Annotated in this window: 14 protein-coding genes; 7 read left to right on the top strand and 7 right to left on the bottom strand. The window is 71.3% G+C overall.

Going from position 1 to position 17685, the window contains the following annotated elements:
• Positions 1-36 precede the first annotated feature (36 nt).
• Complete coding sequence (locus AC51EU_RS15715; protein ID WP_496267548.1) at positions 37-231, bottom strand: hypothetical protein; 195 nt, start codon at positions 229-231, stop codon at positions 37-39.
• 617 nt (positions 232-848) lie between these two features.
• Here AC51EU_RS15715 and AC51EU_RS15720 point away from each other — a divergent pair.
• Positions 849-1994 carry an acyltransferase family protein gene (locus AC51EU_RS15720; RefSeq protein WP_496267549.1) on the top strand — a complete coding sequence of 382 codons (1146 nt, stop codon included), beginning with the start codon at positions 849-851 and terminating at the stop codon, positions 1992-1994.
• Between the two features lie 120 nt (positions 1995-2114).
• Here the strand turns inward: AC51EU_RS15720 and AC51EU_RS15725 are convergent, their stop codons facing one another.
• Positions 2115-3260 (bottom strand): SpoIIE family protein phosphatase, encoded by a 1146-nt coding sequence (locus tag AC51EU_RS15725; RefSeq protein WP_496267550.1) that lies wholly within the window; start codon positions 3258-3260, stop codon positions 2115-2117.
• A 128-nt stretch (positions 3261-3388) separates the two neighbouring features.
• Here AC51EU_RS15725 and AC51EU_RS15730 point away from each other — a divergent pair, with 128 nt between their 5' ends.
• Positions 3389-4621, top strand: coding sequence for a GNAT family N-acetyltransferase (locus AC51EU_RS15730; protein ID WP_496267551.1), 1233 nt, complete (start codon positions 3389-3391; stop codon positions 4619-4621).
• A 32-nt stretch (positions 4622-4653) separates the two neighbouring features.
• On the opposite strand, the gene AC51EU_RS15735 is transcribed toward AC51EU_RS15730, so the two are convergent.
• Together AC51EU_RS15735 and AC51EU_RS15740 are read right to left on the bottom strand one after the other, a co-directional pair.
• On the bottom strand, positions 4654-5481 hold the full coding sequence (locus AC51EU_RS15735) for an Fpg/Nei family DNA glycosylase (protein WP_496267552.1): 828 nt from the start codon (positions 5479-5481) through the stop codon (positions 4654-4656).
• A 67-nt stretch (positions 5482-5548) separates the two neighbouring features.
• On the bottom strand, positions 5549-6034 hold the full coding sequence (locus AC51EU_RS15740) for a ribose-5-phosphate isomerase (protein ID WP_496267553.1): 486 nt from the start codon (positions 6032-6034) through the stop codon (positions 5549-5551).
• Between the two features lie 198 nt (positions 6035-6232).
• Here AC51EU_RS15740 and AC51EU_RS15745 point away from each other — a divergent pair, with 198 nt between their 5' ends.
• Entirely contained in the window at positions 6233-7687 is a 1455-nt protein-coding gene (locus AC51EU_RS15745; protein WP_496267554.1) for an amino acid permease, read from the top strand.
• A gap of 62 nt (positions 7688-7749) precedes the next feature.
• On the opposite strand, the gene AC51EU_RS15750 is transcribed toward AC51EU_RS15745, so the two are convergent.
• The gene (locus tag AC51EU_RS15750; RefSeq protein WP_496267555.1) at positions 7750-8346 is read right to left on the bottom strand and encodes a biotin transporter BioY; all 597 of its coding nucleotides are present in this window, start codon (positions 8344-8346) and stop codon (positions 7750-7752) included.
• A gap of 287 nt (positions 8347-8633) precedes the next feature.
• Here AC51EU_RS15750 and AC51EU_RS15755 point away from each other — a divergent pair, with 287 nt between their 5' ends.
• The 3 genes from AC51EU_RS15755 to AC51EU_RS15765 all read left to right on the top strand — a co-directional run bounded on the left by AC51EU_RS15755 (position 8634) and on the right by AC51EU_RS15765 (position 12704).
• Positions 8634-10055 (top strand): amino acid permease, encoded by a 1422-nt coding sequence (locus AC51EU_RS15755; protein WP_496267556.1) that lies wholly within the window; start codon positions 8634-8636, stop codon positions 10053-10055.
• A gap of 375 nt (positions 10056-10430) precedes the next feature.
• Complete coding sequence (locus AC51EU_RS15760; protein WP_496267557.1) at positions 10431-11867, top strand: amino acid permease; 1437 nt, start codon at positions 10431-10433, stop codon at positions 11865-11867.
• Positions 11868-12062: 195 nt separating this feature from the next.
• Positions 12063-12704 carry a superoxide dismutase gene (locus AC51EU_RS15765; protein WP_496267558.1) on the top strand — a complete coding sequence of 214 codons (642 nt, stop codon included), beginning with the start codon at positions 12063-12065 and terminating at the stop codon, positions 12702-12704.
• A gap of 122 nt (positions 12705-12826) precedes the next feature.
• On the opposite strand, the gene AC51EU_RS15770 is transcribed toward AC51EU_RS15765, so the two are convergent.
• Entirely contained in the window at positions 12827-13471 is a 645-nt protein-coding gene (locus AC51EU_RS15770; RefSeq protein ID WP_496267559.1) for a mycothiol-dependent nitroreductase Rv2466c family protein, read from the bottom strand.
• Positions 13472-13573: 102 nt separating this feature from the next.
• Between AC51EU_RS15770 and pepN the strand changes: the two genes are divergently transcribed.
• Positions 13574-16159 (top strand): aminopeptidase N, encoded by a 2586-nt coding sequence (pepN, locus tag AC51EU_RS15775; protein ID WP_496267560.1) that lies wholly within the window; start codon positions 13574-13576, stop codon positions 16157-16159.
• 45 nt (positions 16160-16204) lie between these two features.
• Here the strand turns inward: pepN and AC51EU_RS15780 are convergent.
• Positions 16205-17685: TIGR03767 family metallophosphoesterase (locus AC51EU_RS15780; RefSeq protein ID WP_496267561.1), on the bottom strand; the 1481-nt coding region annotated here is incomplete at its 5' end.

Here is a 17685-nt window from a genome sequence, read left to right on the forward strand (position 1 = left end):
CCGCCGGAGGGGCGGGCGGGGCATCCGGCACGGGCCCTAGAAGGTGATGTGGTTGATGGTCTCGGCGACCGAGTTGAAGAACCTGTTTATGGACGGGGCCATGCCGGTCGAGGCGAGGAAGAAGCCGAAGAGGATGGCGACGATCGCCGCGCCCGGCTTGATCGTCTTCTGCCGGATCAGCACGATCAGCACGATCCCCAAAAGCAGCACGACTGACAGCGACAGAGCCACAACTGATCACACCCTAGGTCGGAACGCCTCCACCGGCCCGGAAGCGTGCCGTCACGCACACCCCCGCTGGCACCATCGTGCCACCAAGTCATTGCCCACCGCAGATGGGTGACGAATCATCGGGCCCGGCTTTGCCCGATTCACGCTCGCGAAGGACGAAGCGGACAAGCGAAACGATCAGGAAGGTTCCAGGCGGGGGCCGGTACGCCGGATGGCGCGGGAGAAATGCCGCCCCGCCGGCCCGGCCGCAAAACGGCCGGATCATTTCTCTTCCGGTGGCCGATTGACGCCGCACCGCACGGCGGCGGTCGCCGGCCGTGCGGGGAATGCATTCCGGGGCGGTGGCGTGGATCACGTTTCCCCGCCGGAACCCCCCGTACGGACATCCCGTCAAGCAGAAGGGCATTGCCTGTGGTGCGGCCACGGCGCGCATGTCCCGATGTGACGCGATATGACGAGATGAAGGAGCGCGATAAATGCGGGGGGATACGCGTACCGAACGGGTCCGGTCGGCCGGCGCCGATACGCAGGACGGCCCTCCGCATACCGTTCCCGGGAAAACACGCATTACCGGCGGGCGTTTTACGCATTCCGCGGTGGCAGCTATGGTGCGGCAGATGTTTCACGCTGCCCCCACATCACGACGTGAACTCCCCCCGGCCCGGCAGGACGCGGACACGGACCGGGCCCAACCCCCCGCACAGCCCTCGGCGGCCCCGGCCTCCGTACCGTCCGGCGGCCGGGACGCCTTCTTCGACAACGCGAAGTACCTGGCCATCGTGCTGGTCGCGGTCGGGCACTCCTGGGAGCCGCTGCTCGACGGCAGCCGCGCGGCGACCGCGCTGTACCTCACCGTCTACGCGTTCCACATGCCGGCGTTCATCGTCATCTCCGGCTATTTCTCCCGCAATTTCGAGATGAGCGGTGAACGGCTGAAACGGCTGGTCACCGGCGTCGTCGCGCCGTACATCGTCTTCTCGGTCGTCTATGCGTTCTTCAAGCGCTGGGCGGACCACGATCCGCATCATCCGATCGCGCTGCTCCAGCCGTGGTTCCTGATGTGGTTCCTGATGGCACTGTTCATCTGGCGGTTGACCACTCCGTTGTGGAAGATCGTACGTTTTCCGGTTCCGCTCGCACTGCTCATCGCGGCACTGGCGACCGTGTCACCGGAGATCGGCAGCGATCTGAACCTCCAGCGGGTCCTGCAATTCCTGCCGTTCTTCGTCCTGGGTCTACATCTGCGTCCCGAGCATTTCCGGATGGTGCGGCGCCGTGCGGTGCGCGTCGCGGCGCCCGTGGTGTTCGCGGGTGCACTGGTCGTCGCGTACTGGGCGGCGCCGCGGATGCAGAACGCCTGGCTCTACCACCGGGAGAGCGCACAGGAGCTGGGCTCCCCGTGGTGGACCGGGCCGGTGATGACGCTGGTGCTGTTCGGCTGCTCGATGCTGCTGACGGTGAGCTTCCTGGCGTGGGTGCCGCGGCGGAAGATGTGGTTCACGGTCCTGGGCGCGGGGACGCTGTACGGCTATCTGCTGCACGGCTTCCTCACCAAGGGATCGGTCTTCGGCGGCTGGTTCGACGCGCTGCCCTGGCTGCGGACGCCCCTGGGCGCCGTGGTGGTGACGCTGGTCGCGGCGACGGCGGTGACCCTGCTGTGCACGCCGCCGGTCCGCCGGGCGCTGCGGTGGGTCGTCGAGCCGCGGATGGAGTGGGCGTTCCGGAAGGACCCGGCGCGGCGGGCGCCGGAGAGCGGCGCGTAACGCGGGCGCGGGCGGCCGGGGCGGACACGCGTCCCGGCCGCACCCGTCCGGACGGCACCGGCCCCGGCCCCCGGAACTCACCGGCCCGGACCGCGGCCGGACCGCCGCCGCCCCCGGCCGTCAGGCGTCGCGGCAGATCAGCAGCAGGGCGCGGTCGTCGTTGACGTCCTTGGCGACCGCCTCGATCAGATGCCAGGCGGCGCCCGCGAAGCCCGCCGCGACATACCGGTCGGCCTCCCCGGTCAGCCGGTCGATGCCCTCGGCGATCTCCCGGTCGGGGGCCTCCACCAGACCGTCGGTGAACATCATCAGGACGTCGCCGGGCCGCAGCCGCCCCTTGACCGGGTCGAACTGGGCCCCGTCGTAGACGCCGAGCAGCGGCCCCTCCCCCGACTTCTCCTCCCAGCGGCCGGTACCGGCGCTGAGCTGGAGGGCGGGCAGATGCCCGGCGGAGAAGAGTTCGTAGTCGCCGGACTCCAGGTCGAGGACGAGGTGGATGGAGGTCGCGAAGCCCTCGTCCCAGTCCTGGCGCAGCAGATAGGCGTTGGCCGCGGGCAGGAAGCCGTGCGGCGGCAGGGAGCCGAGGAGCCCGCCGAACGCCCCGGACAGCAGCAGGGCGCGGGAGGCCGCGTCCATGCCCTTGCCGGAGACGTCGGTCAGGACGACTTCGAGGATGCTGCCGCCGTGGGTGCGGGCGGCGACCACGAAGTCGCCGGAGAAGGACTGCCCGCCGGCCGGGCGCAGTTGCATCTCCCGGTGCCATCCCTGGGGCAGCCGGGGCAGCTTGCTCTGGACGCGGATGCGTTCGCGAAGGTCGAAGAGCATGGTGCCGCCGCGTCTCCAGGGCACGCCGACGCGGCTGCGGAACTGCGCGATCAGCAGCCCGGTGAGGCCGACGGCGGCGACCACGAGCACCGTGCCCGGGGTGATCCGGTCCGTGCCCTGTTCGTAGGGGCCGAACCGCGCGGCCTCGACGATCAGGGCGGCCGCGGAGGTGGCGTAGAGGACGAGGAGGTTGGCGGGGCGCAGCAGGAGTCCGCCGGCGACGACGGGGAGGACCAGGGCGGTCGGACTGATCCATTCCGGGCTCCAGAGGGTGCCCGCCGCGATGGTCGGGACGGAGACCAGCAGGGCGACCAGGGCGATCCAGTCGGAGCCGTCACCGCGGAAGTAGTCGACCGCGGCTTTGCGTACGCCAACGCGGGCCCGGTGCAGTGCCTTGTGCATCCGGGCCGTCAGGGGTTCTGCTCCCTTGCGGCGTGTCATTGCCCTGGGACCTTATCCACCCGTTCGGCGGCACGTCGATTCGTCGACCGTCGTGGGGTGCGGCCGCCGCGCATTCCAGTTCGAAATGCGGTCGCACGGCCGGTGGACGCCCTGCTAGGGATGGCCCCATGGCAATCGATTTCACCGGGCCTTCCCCGGACGAGTGGGACGCGTGGTTCGGCAGTGTGGACAGGGCCTTCGGCGGGCCCGAGGAGTCGCCCGAGGAGCGGGCGTTGTGGCGGGATCTGTCGGAGTTCGACCGCCTGATCGGGGTGCGGGACGGGGACGCGGGGTGGGTCGGTACAGCCGGGGCGTTCTCGTTCGGGTTGACCGTTCCGGGGGGCGCGTCGGTGCCCGCGGCCGGCGTGACGATGGTCAGCGTGCAGCCGACGCACCGCAGGCGCGGCATCCTGCGTTCGATGATGCGTCACCAGTTGGACGACGTCCGGGCGCGTGGTGAGGCGCTGGCGGTGCTGACCGCCTCGGAGCCGGCGATCTACGGGCGCTTCGGCTACGGCGCGGCGACGCGGGAGATGCGGCTGACGGTGGACACCCTGCGGCTGCCCGCGCCGGAGCTGCCGGGCGTGGCGGATGTGCGGTTGCGACTGGTGGCGCCCGAGGAGGGCGTGGAGGCGTGCGAACGGGTGTACGCCCGGCTGGTGCCGCGGCGGGCCGGGATGCTGGAGCGGCGTCCGGGCTGGGAGCGGCTGCCGCTGTGCGATCCGCCGGCGCAGCGCGGCGGCGCGGGTCCCCGGGTGTGTGTGCTCGCCGAGGTGGCGGGCGAGGTGCGGGGCTACGCGCGGTACGCGGTCACCGCGGAGTGGGACCGCACGGGGCCGAAGGGGACGGTGGTGCTCCAGGACCTGGACGCGCTGGACCCGGTGGTGTACGCCGCGCTGTGGCGCTATCTGTTCGGGATCGATCTGACGTCGTCGGTCGTGGTCCGCAGCCGGCCGGCGGACGATCCGCTGCTGCATCTGGTCCCCGACATGCGGCGGTGCCGGATCGGACTGCGGGAGTCCCTCTTCGTCCGGCCGGTGGAGACGGGCGCGGCCCTGGAGGCGCGCACGTACCGGACCCCGGTGGACGTGGTGCTGGAGGTCGAGGACGCGTTCTGCCCCTGGAACACGGGCCGCTGGCGGCTGTCCGGTGACGAGAAGGGCGCGTCCTGCGCGCGCACCACCAACGCGCCGGACCTGGCGCTGTCCGCGCGCGAGCTGGGCTCGGTCTATCTGGGCGGCTTCTCGTTGACGTCGCTGGCGGCGGCGGGCCGGGTGCGGGAGCTGCGGCCGGGTGCGCTGGAGGCGGCGTCCCTGGCGTTCGGTACGGCGGTGGCGCCGTGGCTGCCGCACGGGTTCTGAGCCGGCGGGGGTGCTGACGGGGTGTCCCTCCGTCAGCGCTCGCCGCGTGCCCCGGGCGGCTGGCAGACGGGGCACCAGAAGAGGTTGCGGGCGGCGAGTCCCGCGGTGCGGATCTCGCTGCCGCAGAGGTGGCAGTGCTGCCCGGCGCGGCGGTAGACGTACACCTCGCCGCCGTGGTCGTCGACCCGTGGCGGGCGGCCCATGGCCTCGGGGGTGTGGGCGGGGCGGACGGTGTCGATGCGGTTGTTGCGGACGCCCTCGCGCATCAGGGCGGTGAGGTCGTCCCAGACGGCGTCCCACACGGGCCGGGGCAGGTCGCGGCCGGGGAGGTAGGGGTCGATGCCGTGCCGGAAGAGGACCTCGGCGCGGTAGACGTTGCCGACACCCGCGATGATCTTCTGGTCGAGCAGCAGCGCGGCGACGGTGGTGCGGCTGCGGCTGATCCGCCGCCAGGCGCGTTCGCCGTCGTCGTCCGGGCGCAGCGGGTCGGGGCCGAGGCGGTCGTGGACGGCCTGCTTGTCGGCGTCGGTGACCAGGGCGCAGGTGGTGGGGCCGCGCAGATCGGCGTGGTGGCGCCCGGTGGCGAGGCGCAGCCGCACGGTGTCGGCGGGCGGGGGCGCGGGGGCGTCGCCGAAGTCGAGCTTGCCGAAGAGTCCGAGGTGGACGTGGATCCAGCCGGCGGGGCCGAAGCCGAGGAAGAGGTGCTTGCCATGGGCCTCTGCCGCGTCCATGACGAGTCCGTCGACCAGGGCCGCGCCGTCGGAGAACTTGCCCTGCGGGCTGCTCACCCGCACGGTCTCGCCCTCGAACCGGCTGCGGTGGTCGAGCGCGAGGCGGTGGATCGTGTGCCCCTCGGGCATCGGGTGGTCCTCCTGGGGGCGCGCCCGCTCCCCCGGTCGCGGGGCAGCGGGCGGCGGCTTCGGTCGGTCAGCCCTGCGGGTGGTGGGCGGGGACGGCGGGGAGTTCGCCGGTGTTCTCGTACGCGGTGAGCATGTCGATGCGGCGGGTGTGACGCTCCTCACCGGAGTACGGGGTGGTGAGGAAGACCTCGACGAAGCGGGTGGCCTCCTCGACGGTGTGCATCCGGCCGCCGACGGAGATGACGTTGGCGTTGTTGTGCTCGCGACCGAGCTTGGCGGTCTCCTCGCTCCAGGCGAGCGCGGCGCGGACGCCCTTGACCTTGTTGGCGGCGATCTGCTCGCCGTTGCCGGATCCGCCGATCACGATGCCAAGGGCGTCCGGGTCGGCGGCCGTCTTCTCGGCGGCGCGCAGACAGAACGGAGGGTAGTCGTCCTGGGCGTCGTAGATGTGGGGGCCGCAGTCGACGGGCTCGTGGCCGTGGGCCGTGAGCCACTCGACGAGGTGGTTCTTGAGGTCGAATCCTGCATGGTCGGAGCCGAGATACACGCGCATGGCACGAGTGTGGCACGAGTGCGTGGGGCGAGTATCCACGGGTAGGCGCCACGGGTCTTCGTACAGTTGGCGGGCAGATGTCGGCCACGCTTCGTACAGATGGACAGCGACAGCAACGATCCGGAGTCGGGCCTTCCCCTCCGGGCGGGGCCGCGTTCTAATGCGTGGACTCGCAATCGAAAGCGAAGGACGGTGCACATGGGTGCGCATCCGCCTCTCCCCACCAAGATCCCCAACGCCGGTGGTTCCGGCGGGGGTACGGCCGGACAGCAGCCGCCGGAGGGCCTCCAGGCCGGGCTCAAGAACCGTCATCTGTCGATGATCGCGATCGGCGGTGTCATCGGTGCCGGACTGTTCGTCGGTTCCGGTGCCGGCATCGCCGCCGCGGGGCCCGGCATCCTCATCTCGTACGCGCTGACCGGTCTGCTGGTGGTCCTGGTGATGCGGATGCTCGGCGAGATGGCGGCGGCCTCCCCCACCTCCGGCTCGTTCTCCGCCTACGCGGACCGGGCGCTCGGCCGCTGGGCCGGTTTCACCATCGGGTGGCTGTACTGGTTCTTCTGGTCGGTCGTCCTGGCCGTCGAGGCCACGGCGGCCGCGGCCATCCTCACCTCATGGGTCCCCGCGGTACCGCAGTGGGCCTGGGCGCTGTTGGTGATGATCGTCCTGACCGGTACGAACCTGATCTCGGTGGGCTCGTTCGGCGAGTTCGAGTTCTGGTTCGCCGGCATCAAGGTCGTGGCGATCATCGTCTTCATCGTGGTCGGCGCGCTGGCGATATTCGGGCTGCCCCCGGGGCACGAGGCCGTCGGGATGACGAATCTGACCGGGCAGGGCGGATTCCTGCCGAACGGTCCCGGCGCCATCCTCTCCGGCATGCTGCTGGTCGTCTTCTCCTTCATGGGCAGTGAGATCGTCACGCTGGCGGCGAGCGAGTCCCCCAACCCGGTGCTGGCCGTCCGCAAGGCCGTCAACAGCGTCATCTGGCGGATCGCGCTGTTCTACCTCGGCTCGATCGCGGTGATCGTCACGCTGCTGCCGTGGAACGACCCGGCGGTGGACAAGAGCCCCTACGTGGCGGTGCTGCGGTCGCTGGACATCCCCTACGCGGGCACGGTGATGGACGTCGTGGTGCTGACCGCGGTGCTGTCCTGTCTGAACTCCGGGCTCTACACCGCGTCCCGGATGGCGTTCTCGCTCGGTGAGCGGGGCGACGCGCCGAAGTCGTTCGCCAAGGTCAACAAGGGCGGGGTCCCGGCGGTCGCGATCTGGGCGTCGGTCGCCTTCGGCTTCGTCGCGACGATCTTCAGCTACACCTCGAAGGACACCGTCTTCCAGTTCCTGCTGAACTCCTCCGGCGCGGTGGCCCTCTTCGTGTGGCTGGTCATCTGCCTCTCCCAGCTGCGGATGCGCAAGATCATCGAGCAGGAGACGCCGGAGCGGCTGACGGTGCGGATGTGGCTGTACCCGTGGCTGACGTACGCGACGATCGCACTGATCGTCTTCGTCGTGGGCTACATGTTCTACAACCCCGACGGGCGCGAGCAGATGGTGCTGTCGGTGGTCGCGGCCGTGGTCGTGCTGACCGTCGGGCTGATCCTCCAGCGGAAGCGGCCGCGGGAGACGGCCGAGCCCCCGGTGAAGCGGGTCTAGGACGGAAAAGGGGCCGGGCCCGCACCACCGTGAGAGGGTGCGGGCCCGGCCCCTGTGCGTGGTCAGCCGCGGCGGCCGGCCAGCTTCCAGGCGGCGGGCAGGGCGCCCACCGCCAGGGCGGCCTTGAGCGCGTCGCCCACCAGGAACGGGACCATGCCGGCGGCCACCGCCTGGCCGAGGGACATGCCGGTGGTCAGCGCGAGCCAGGGCACGCCGACGCCGTAGATCAGGGCGGTGCCGACGAGCATGGTGCCGGCGGTGCGCAGCACCCCGCGGTCGCCACCGCGGCGGGCCAGGGCGCCCACGACGGTGGCGGCGAGCAGCATGCCCAGGACGTAGCCGAAGGTGGCGCCGCCCGCGCCGGACTGGCCGCCGGCGAACCACGGCACGCCCGCCATGCCGACCAGGGCGTAGAGCACCATCGACAGCAGGCCGCGGCCGGCGCCGAGGGAGGCGCCGACGAGCAGGGCGGCGAAGGTCTGGCCGGTGACCGGGACCGGGGAGCCCGGGACGGGGAGGGCGATCTGGGCCGCGACGCCGGTGAGCGCCGCACCGCCGATCACCAGCGCGGCGTCACGGACGCGGGCGTGGGAGGCGGTGGCGGCCGGCAGCAGGTCGGCGAGGACCGTGCCGGGACGGGTGAGAGCGGACGTGCTCATCGTGACTCCGCGAAAGGTGAGAGGACCGGGACAGAACGGGACGGTAGCCGAGCGGACAGCGACGATCATCATGTGCCGGCGACAAAGCCGCGGCGGCCCGCTTGGGGAGTCCCGAACATCGTCCGAGACGCCCGGCCCTCGGTATCGTCGCAGGTCACGTGATGCTCATCACGGAGAAGGCCGCCCGGAGGGGGCTGTTTTGTGGTAGCGCGCGGAGTGCGGCGACACTGAAGGGCACCCGGGGCCCCGAACGCCCCGCCGAACCATCCTGTGAGAGTTGCGAGCCCATGCACGACGCACCGACCACCGCCGGGGAATCCTCTCCCACCGGCGGGAAAGGCGAGGGAGAGCCGCTGTCCGCGGGGCTCAAGCAACGCCATATGACCATGCTCGGCCTGGGTGGGGTGATCGGCGCCGGGCTGTTCGTCGGTTCCGGCGCGGGCATCAAGGTGGCCGGGCCCGGGATCGTGCTGTCGTATCTGATCGCCGGTGCGCTGGCGATGCTGATCATGCGGATGCTCGGGGAGATGTCGGCGGCGATGCCGGCCTCGGGCGCGTTCTCGGTGCACGCGGAGCGGGCGCTGGGGCGCTGGGCCGGGTTCAGTGTCGGCTGGCTGTACTGGTTCCTGCTGGTCGTGGTGCTGGCCGTGGAGGCGACGGGCGCGGCGCAGATCGCCAACGGCTGGGTGCCCTCGGTGCCGCAGTGGGCCTGGGTGCTGCTGTTCATGGTCGTCTTCACCGCCGCCAATCTCGCCGCGGTGAAGAACTTCGGTGAGTTCGAGTTCTGGTTCGCCACGCTGAAGGTCGTCGCGATCGTGCTGTTCCTGGGGCTCGGCCTGCTGGCGGTCTTCGGGCTGCTGCCCAACACCGATCCGGTGGGCCTGGCGAACCTCACCGGGCAGGGCGGGTTCCTGCCGAACGGCTGGGCCGGTGTCGTCTCCGGGGTGCTGGCCGTGGTCTTCGCGTTCGGCGGTCTGGAGGTCGTCACCATAGCGGCGGCCGAGTCGGACGATCCGGCGCGGGCGGTGGGCCGGGCGGTGCGCAGCGCGGTGTGGCGCATCCTCTTCTTCTACGTCGGCTCGATGCTGGTGATCGTGACGCTGCTGCCGTGGTCGTCGATGCGGCCGGGCAAGAGCCCTTACGTGGCGGTGCTCGACAGTCTCGGGGTGCCGGCGGCCGGGCAGATCATGAACATCGTGGTCTTCGTCGCGCTGCTGTCCGCGCTGAACGCCAATCTCTACGGTTCGTCGCGGATGGTGTTCTCGCTGGCGGAGCGGGGTGAGGCGCCGCGGGGGCTGCTGAAGGTGGCGGGCGGCGGGGTGCCGCGCCGGGCCGTGCTCGCCTCGGTCGCGTTCGGCTTCCTCTCGGTCCTGCTCAATCTGAAGTGGCCGGACTCGGTCTTCCTCTATCTGCTCAACGCGGTCGGCGCGGTGCTGCTGTTCGTCTGGGGGCTGATCGCCGTCTCCCAGCTGCGGCTGCGCCGGCGGATCGAGCGCGAGGCGCCGCAGACGCTGAGCCTGCGGATGTGGGCGTTCCCGTGGCTGACCTGGGCGGCGCTCGCGGCGATGGCCGCGGTGCTGGTGCTGATGCTGACCGACGACGGGGCGCGGCCGCAGCTGCTGTGGTCGGCGGGGGCGACGGCCGCGGTGCTGCTGGTGGCGGCGTTGCGCGAGGTACGGGACCGGCGGTCCGCGAGGTCCGGGGCGTGAGGTTCCGGGACCCGGCCGCCGTCTCGTCCACTCTCAAGGAAGCGTCCGTTGTGCGGACGGCTGACGCCGGTGCGCGGACGTGACGCATGCGACAAGGCTCACATTGCACCTTCATGCAGAACGAAGCGGACACGTACGGTCACGATCGCGTCTGAATAGCGAACATTCGCTGCACGCCTGTTGCCCTCAGCGGACAGCGGCACCCAAACTGAGCGCGCTTCACCGCAGGAACCCGGAGCCGTGCCGTCGGCAGCGCCTGCGTGACCTGCCGTGCTGCCGGGTTCCGGGGGGTCACGCGGCACATCCGTACCGGTCGCAGCCCCGGCGTACGCACTTCCGCCCCGCTCCGCCCTCACCGACTGGGACAGGTACGACATGAAACGGACACCCTCGTCCGCCGCACCCGGGCACCAGCAGTCCGGCGCGACCCCCGCCACCGGGGACGGCGGCACCACGCTGTCCGGCGGCCTCAAACAACGCCATCTGTCGATGATCGCCCTGGGCGGGGTGATCGGCGCCGGACTGTTCGTCGGCTCCGGCGAGGGCATCGCGGCCGCCGGCCCCTCGATCGTGCTGGCCTACGCCGCCTCCGGCGCCCTGGTCATGCTGATCATGCGGATGCTGGGCGAGATGGCCGCCGCCAGCCCGGCGTCCGGCTCCTTCTCCGTGCACGCCGGACGGTCGATCGGCCCCTGGGCCGGGCTGACCACGGGCTGGCTGTTCGCCCTCCAGCTGTGTGTGGCGGTCGCCGTCGAGGCGATCGGCGCGGCGAAGATCATGACGGGCTGGTTCCCGGCGACCGAGCAGTGGATGTGGGTCCTGCTGTTCATGCTGGTCTTCTGCGCCACCAACCTCGCCGCCGTCAGCAACTTCGGCGAGTTCGAGTTCTGGTTCGCCACGCTCAAGGTCGCCGCCATCGGCGTCTTCCTCGTCCTGGGCCTGCTCGCCATCTTCGGCGCCCTCCCCGGCACCGAGGCCCCGGGCACCTCGCACCTCACCGGTGACGGCGGCTTCCTCCCCAAGGGCAGTGAGGGCCTGATGATCGGCCTGCTCGCGTCGATCTTCGCCTACGGCGGTCTGGAGACGGTGACCATCGCGGCCGCCGAGTCCAAGGACCCGGTGCGCGGGGTGGCGCGCGCGGTGCGCACCGCGATGTGGCGGATCGCCCTCTTCTATGTCGGTTCGATGGCGGTCATCGTCACCGTCATCCCCTGGAACAACCCGGAGATCGCGCGGAGCGGCCCCTACGTCGCCGTACTGGACTACCTCCGCATCCCGGCGGCCGGGCAGATCATGAACGTGGTCATCCTGATCGCGCTGCTGTCGGCCATGAACGCCAACATCTACGGCGCCTCCCGGATGGCGTACTCCCTGACCTCCCGCGGCCACGGCCCGGCGTTCCTGCGCACCGTCAGCGGCGGCGTGCCGCGCCGCGCCGTGGTGCTGTGCTCCGCCTTCGGCTTCCTGACCGTGCTGTTCAGCTACTGGTGGCCGACCACGGTCTTCCTGTGGCTGCTCAACATGGTCGGCGCGGCGATGCTGGTGGTCTGGGCCTTCATCGCGGTGGCCCAGCTGCGGATGCGCCGCCGACTGGAGCGCGAGGCCCCCGAGCAGCTGATCGTCCGCATGTGGGCCTTCCCCTATCTCACCTATGTGGCCCTCGCCGGCATCACCGTCGTCCTGGTGCTGATGCTGTTCGACGAGAACCAGCGGGTGCAGGTGCTGTTCACCGGCGGGTTCGGGGCGGTGCTGACGGTCATAGGTCTGGTGCGGCAGCGCACCTCGGCAGGCGACGGGACGGTGCGGGACTGAGGCACGCGGCACCGTCGGACAGGGCGGGGCGGGACCTCCTTCGGGGGTCCCGCCCCGCCTCCGTCTTTGGGACCAGGCAGGGCCCGTGACCCGCCGTGTGATCACTCCTGCTGGTAGCGTGGAGACGTTCTTGCACATCAGTTGCAACAGAGATCTCTTGCAACAAGAAGGCGTAAGCAGTTGGAGAGGCTGGGCATGGCGACCTACACACTTCCGGAGCTTCCCTACGACTACTCGGCGCTGGCCCCGGTCATCAGCCCCGAGATCATCGAACTGCACCACGACAAGCACCACGCCGCGTATGTGAAGGGCGCCAACGACACGCTGGAGCAGCTGGCCGAAGCGCGGGACAAGGAGGCGTGGGGTGCGATCAACGGGCTCCAGAAGAACCTCGCCTTCCACCTCTCGGGGCACATCCTCCACAGCATCTACTGGCACAACATGACCGGTGACGGCGGCGGCGAGCCGCTGGAGCAGGACGGCGTGGGCGAGCTGGCCGACGCCCTCAAGGAGAGCTTCGGCTCGTTCGCCGGGTTCAAGGCCCAGCTGTCCAAGGCCGCCGCGACCACGCAGGGCTCCGGCTGGGGCGTCCTCGCGTACGAGCCGGTCACCGGCCGGCTGATCATCGAGCAGGTCTACGACCACCAGGGCAACGTCGGCCAGGGCTCGGTGCCGATCCTGGTCTTCGACGCCTGGGAGCACGCCTTCTACCTCCAGTACAAGAACCAGAAGGTCGACTTCATCGAGGCCATGTGGAACGTCGTGAACTGGCAGGACGTGGCCAAGCGCTACGCCGCCGCCAAGGAGCGCGCCAACACCCTGCTGCTGGCGCCGTGACGCGCTGACCGCATGCGTCCTGCCTCGTGATCGTCTTCTCAACCTTCACCTGGCGGGCGGAAAGAGGGCCGGGCCCCGCGAGGACGTGACTCGCGGGGCCCGGCCTGTTCGCGCGCCGCGGCTCAGCTGAAGTCCGGCTCGGCGGTGCGGGTGCGCTTGATCTCGTAGAAGCCCGGGGTGGAGGCGACCATCAGGGTGCCGTCCCACAGTCTGGCCGCGGCCTCGCCCTTGGGGGCCGGGGTGACGACCGGGCCGAAGAAGGCGATCTGCTCGCCGTCCGAGCCGGGCACGGCGATGACGGGGGTGCCGACGTCCTGGCCGACGAGGTCGATGCCGGCCTTGTGGGAGGCGCGCAGCTCGGCGTCGTAGGTGTCCTTGTCGGCGTGGTCGATCAGCTCGGCGGGCAGACCGGCGTCGGCGAGGGCACGGGCGATGGACTCGCGGTTCACGCCTTCCCCGAGGTTGTGGAAGCGGGTGCCGAGCGCGGTGTAGAGCCTGCCGACGACCTCGTCGCCGTAGAGCTGCTGGGCGGCGGTCACCACGCGGACCGGGCCCCAGGACTTGCCGCCGGGGCGCATGTTCTCCGCGTACTCCTCGGGCAGCTCGTCGAGGCGGTTCTCGTTGAGCACGGCGAGGCTCATGACGTGCCAGCGCACCTCGACCGGGCGGACCTTCTCCACCTCCAGCATCCAGCGGGAGGTCATCCAGGCCCAGGGGCACAGGGGGTCGAACCAGAAGTCGGCGGGGGTCTTCTCGGTCTCGGACACGGGGTCTCCTCATGAGAACAGTTCTGTGGACCGTTCAACGGAACGGTGCCATGCCATGATTCCCGTGTTCGATATTCGAGACGAGGACGAGGGAGTCGCGTCGTGCCAGGTGAGAATCTGTCCCGGGACGAGGCCCGCGAGCGGAGCCGGCTGCTGAGCGTCGACGGGTACGACGTGGCGCTGGACGTCCGCTCGGCGGTGGACGGCGGAGAGACCTTCCGGTCGCGGACGACGATCCGCTTCCGCTGCGCCGAACCAGGGGCGTCGAGCTTCGCCGACCTGCTCGCGCCGTCGGTGACCTCGGTCGTCCTCAACGGGCGCGCGCTGGACCCGGCCGAGGTGTTCGACGGGACGCGGATCGCCCTGGAGGGGCTCGCGGCCGAGAACACCCTGGTCGTCGACGCGCAGTGCGCCTACAGCCGTACGGGTGAGGGGCTGCACCGCTTCGTGGACCCCGAGGACGGCGAGGTCTACCTCTACACGCAGTACGAGCCGGCCGACGCGCGCCGGGTGTTCGCCAACTTCGAGCAGCCCGACCTGAAGGCCCCGTACACCTTCGAGGTGGCGGCGCCCGCGGACTGGGTGGTGCTCAGCAACGGCGCGGAGGAGTCCCGCGACGGGGACGTGCGCCGCTTCGCGACGACCCGCCCGATCTCCACGTACATCACGGCCGTGGTCGCCGGCCCGTACCACTATGTGCGGGACTCCTACGCGCGGACGTTCGCGGACGGGACGACGCTGGAGATCCCGCTGGGCGCGCTGTGCCGCAAGGGGCTGGCGCGGCACTTCGACGCGGACGACGTCTTCACGGTCACCAAGCAGGGCCTGGACTTCTTCCACGACCACTTCGACTACCCGTACCCGTTCGGCAAGTACGACCAGGCGTTCGTCCCGGAGTACAACCTCGGGGCGATGGAGAACCCGGGCTGTGTCACCTTCCGCGAGGAGTTCATCTTCCGGGGCAAGGTGACGCGGGCGGCGTACGAGCGGCGCGCCAATGTCATCCTGCACGAGATGGCGCACATGTGGTTCGGCGACCTGGTCACCATGCGGTGGTGGGACGACCTGTGGCTGAAGGAGTCGTTCGCGGACTTCATGGGGTCGTTCTCCATGGTCGAGGCGACACGGTTCACCGACGGCTGGATCACCTTCGCCAACAACCGCAAGGCATGGGCGTACCGCGCCGACCAGCTCCCCTCCACCCACCCGGTCACCGCCGACATCCGGGACCTGGAGGACGCCAAGCTCAACTTCGACGGCATCACCTATGCCAAGGGCGCCTCGGTGCTCAAGCAACTCGTGGCGTACGTGGGGCGGGAGGCGTTCCTGGAGGGCGCCCGGCGGTACTTCAAGCGGCACGCCTACGGCAACACGCGCCTGGCGGACCTGCTGTCGGTGCTGGAGGAGACCTCGGGTCGGGATCTGGCCACCTGGTCGCGGTCCTGGCTGGAGACCGCGGGCGTCAACGCGCTGACGCCGCAGCTCACCTGTGACGCGCAGGGCCGGGTCACCGAACTGGCCGTGCTCCAGGAGGCCGCGCCCGACCGTCCCGAACTGCGGCCGCACCGGGTGGCGGTGGGCCTCTACCGGCTCGACGGGACGAGCGGCGCGCTGGAGCGCTACGCACGGGCGGAGGTGGACGTCTCCGGTCCCCGGACGGTCGTCGGGGAGCTGGCCGGGGCTGAGCGCCCGGAGCTGGTGCTCGTCAACGACGAGGACCTGACGTACTGCAAGGTCCGCTTCGACGAGGGCTCGCTGGAGACCCTGCGGGCCCGGCTGGGCGACATCGCCGATCCGCTGGCGCGGGCGCTGTGCTGGTCGGCGGTGTGGGGCCTGACCCGCGACGGGCTGATGCCGGCCCGGGACCTGCTGGACCTGGTGCTGCGGTTCGCCGGCCGGGAGACCGACATCGGCGTCCTCCAGACCCTGCACGGCCAGGCCCGTACGGCGCTGGAGCACTACACCGCGCCCGCGCGGCGCGAGGAGGCGGCCCGGGAGCTGGCCGAGGGCGCGCTGCGGGAGCTGCGGGTCGCCGAGCCGGGCAGCGGCCACCAGCTGGCGTGGGCGCGGTTCTTCGCGTCGGTCGCGACGACGGAGTCCGATCTGCGGCTGCTGCGGGGCCTGCTGGACGGCACGGCGAAGGTGGACGGCCTCGACGTCGACCAGGAGCTGCGCTGGGAGCTGCTCCAGCCGCTGGCCGCGCACGGCGCCGCCGACGAGGACCTGCTCGGCGCCGAACTCGCCCGGGACGACACCGCGTCCGGCAAGCGCCACCAGGTGCGCTGCCTGGCCTCCCGCCCCTCGGCCGAGGTCAAGGAGCGGGCATGGGCGGACGTGGTGGAGTCCGACGCGCTGTCCAACGCCCTGGTGGAGGCCACGATCAGCGGCTTCGCGCAGCTGGGCCAGCGGGAGCTGCTCGCCCCGTACGCCGAGCGGTACTTCGCGGTGATCGAGCGGATCTGGCGCGAGCGGTCGATCGAGATCGGGATGGACGTGGTGCGGGGCCTGTTCCCGTCCTGGCGGGTCGAGCAGGCCACGCTGGACGCCGCGGACGCCTGGCTCACCGCGCACGAGGCGGCGGCCCCGGCGCTGCGGCGGCTGGTGTCGGAGGAGCGGGACGACCTGGCGCGGGCGCTGCGGGCGCAGACCTGCGACGCGGCGGCCGGGGAACGCGTGCCCCGGCCGTGAGCACGGTGCCCGGCGGCGGTGGTGCCGCCGGGCATCCGCCCCGTCTCAGCGGCGGCGGAGGGGCAGCAGCAGTTCGGTGTTGCGGTCGCGTGCCGTGCCCGCGAGGTCGGTGCGGGCGCCGGGGGTGTTGCAGGCCAGTTCGCGGTAGAGCGCGGCGAGACCGGTCTGCGAGAGATCGGTGAAGCGGGTGCGGTGGGGCGCCGCCGACTCCACCAGGGTGGTGAAGAGGGACAGCGTGCCGTCGCGGTTGTCGGTCAGCTCGATGACGCGGGCGAGCTGCGGGAAGTCGATGTGCGAGGCGGTGGAGACCTCCCAGAACCCCGGGTGCGGGGTGAGCGCGTTGCGGTGGATGTGACCGTTGATCCACGCGATGACGGAGCGGTGCGCGGAGAGCAGGGCGACCAGTTCCCGGCCGGTGTGCCGCCGCTCGTGGGGGCGGGCCGGGTCGGGGCGGGTGTTGTCCATGGTTGCGCTGGTGTGGTGGGAGAAGACCAGGACGTGCCGCCTGCTGTGGCGCTCGTTGCGTTCCAGGGTCCGCCGGAGCCAGGCGAACTGGGCGCCGCCGAGCGAACCGGTGTAGTGGCCGCCGGGGTCGGTGGTGTCGAGGCTGATACCCAGCACGTCGTCGGAGACCGGGAAGGTGTAGTACAGCCGGTTTCCGGCCAGGTCGTCCGGGGTGTAGCCGTGGCCGCGGGGGCCGGGGCCGGTACGGGCCGGGTCGAGATGGGCCTTGAGGTAGGCGGCGCGGGTGAAGGGGGCGCGGCGGGGGTCGGGCGTGACGTGGCGGGCGCGCCGGGCGTGCGCCCTCAGCAGCCGTGCGACGCCCTCGCCCCTGGGGTCGCGGCCGGCGCCCACCGCCTCCGACACCTTCCGGGCCTCGGCCGCGGGCACGGTCTCCACCTTGCGGTCACCGGTGGCGAAGCGGGTGAGGAACGGGTCGCCGGGGGCGTAGCAGCCGCCGGGCAGGGAGTCGTGGTTGCCGACGGTGGAGTACCAGGGCATCCGGAGGCCGGGGCTGCGGACGGTGCGGATCGCGGCGGCGAGGAAGCCGTCCAGGTGCGGGAAGCCGCGCCGCTTGTCGGCGTCGCGCAGGGCGCTGTCCGGCTGCCAGTAGAGGGCGAGGCCGCTGTTCTGGACGCCCTCGTAGCGCCGGGGGTCGCCGGAGTTGGGGGTGATCCGGCCGCCGCTCATGACGGTGAGGAACCACTCCAGTTCCAGGAGTGAGTTGTTGTCGGTGTTGTCGCCGGTGGTCATCACGAAGGCCAGCGGGGCGCCGGTGGCGGGCCCGCCGGGGAGGGCGTTGACCCGTTCGACGAGGGAGACGGCCCCGGCGACGGTCAGCGCCTCCTGGGGACGCCAGGCGCTGGTGGTCCCGGCGCGCAGGTACTCGGTGCGCAGCGGGTGCTGCACGTCGACGAGGTGCAGATCGGTGAACTGGACGAAGGACGCCAGGGCGGTGCGCCGGCCCGCGCGGCCGCGGTGGGCGCCGGCGAGGTCGGTGCGGACGACGCGGGGCCAGGCGGGTC

The organism is Candidatus Streptomyces philanthi (genome assembly GCF_059553635.1).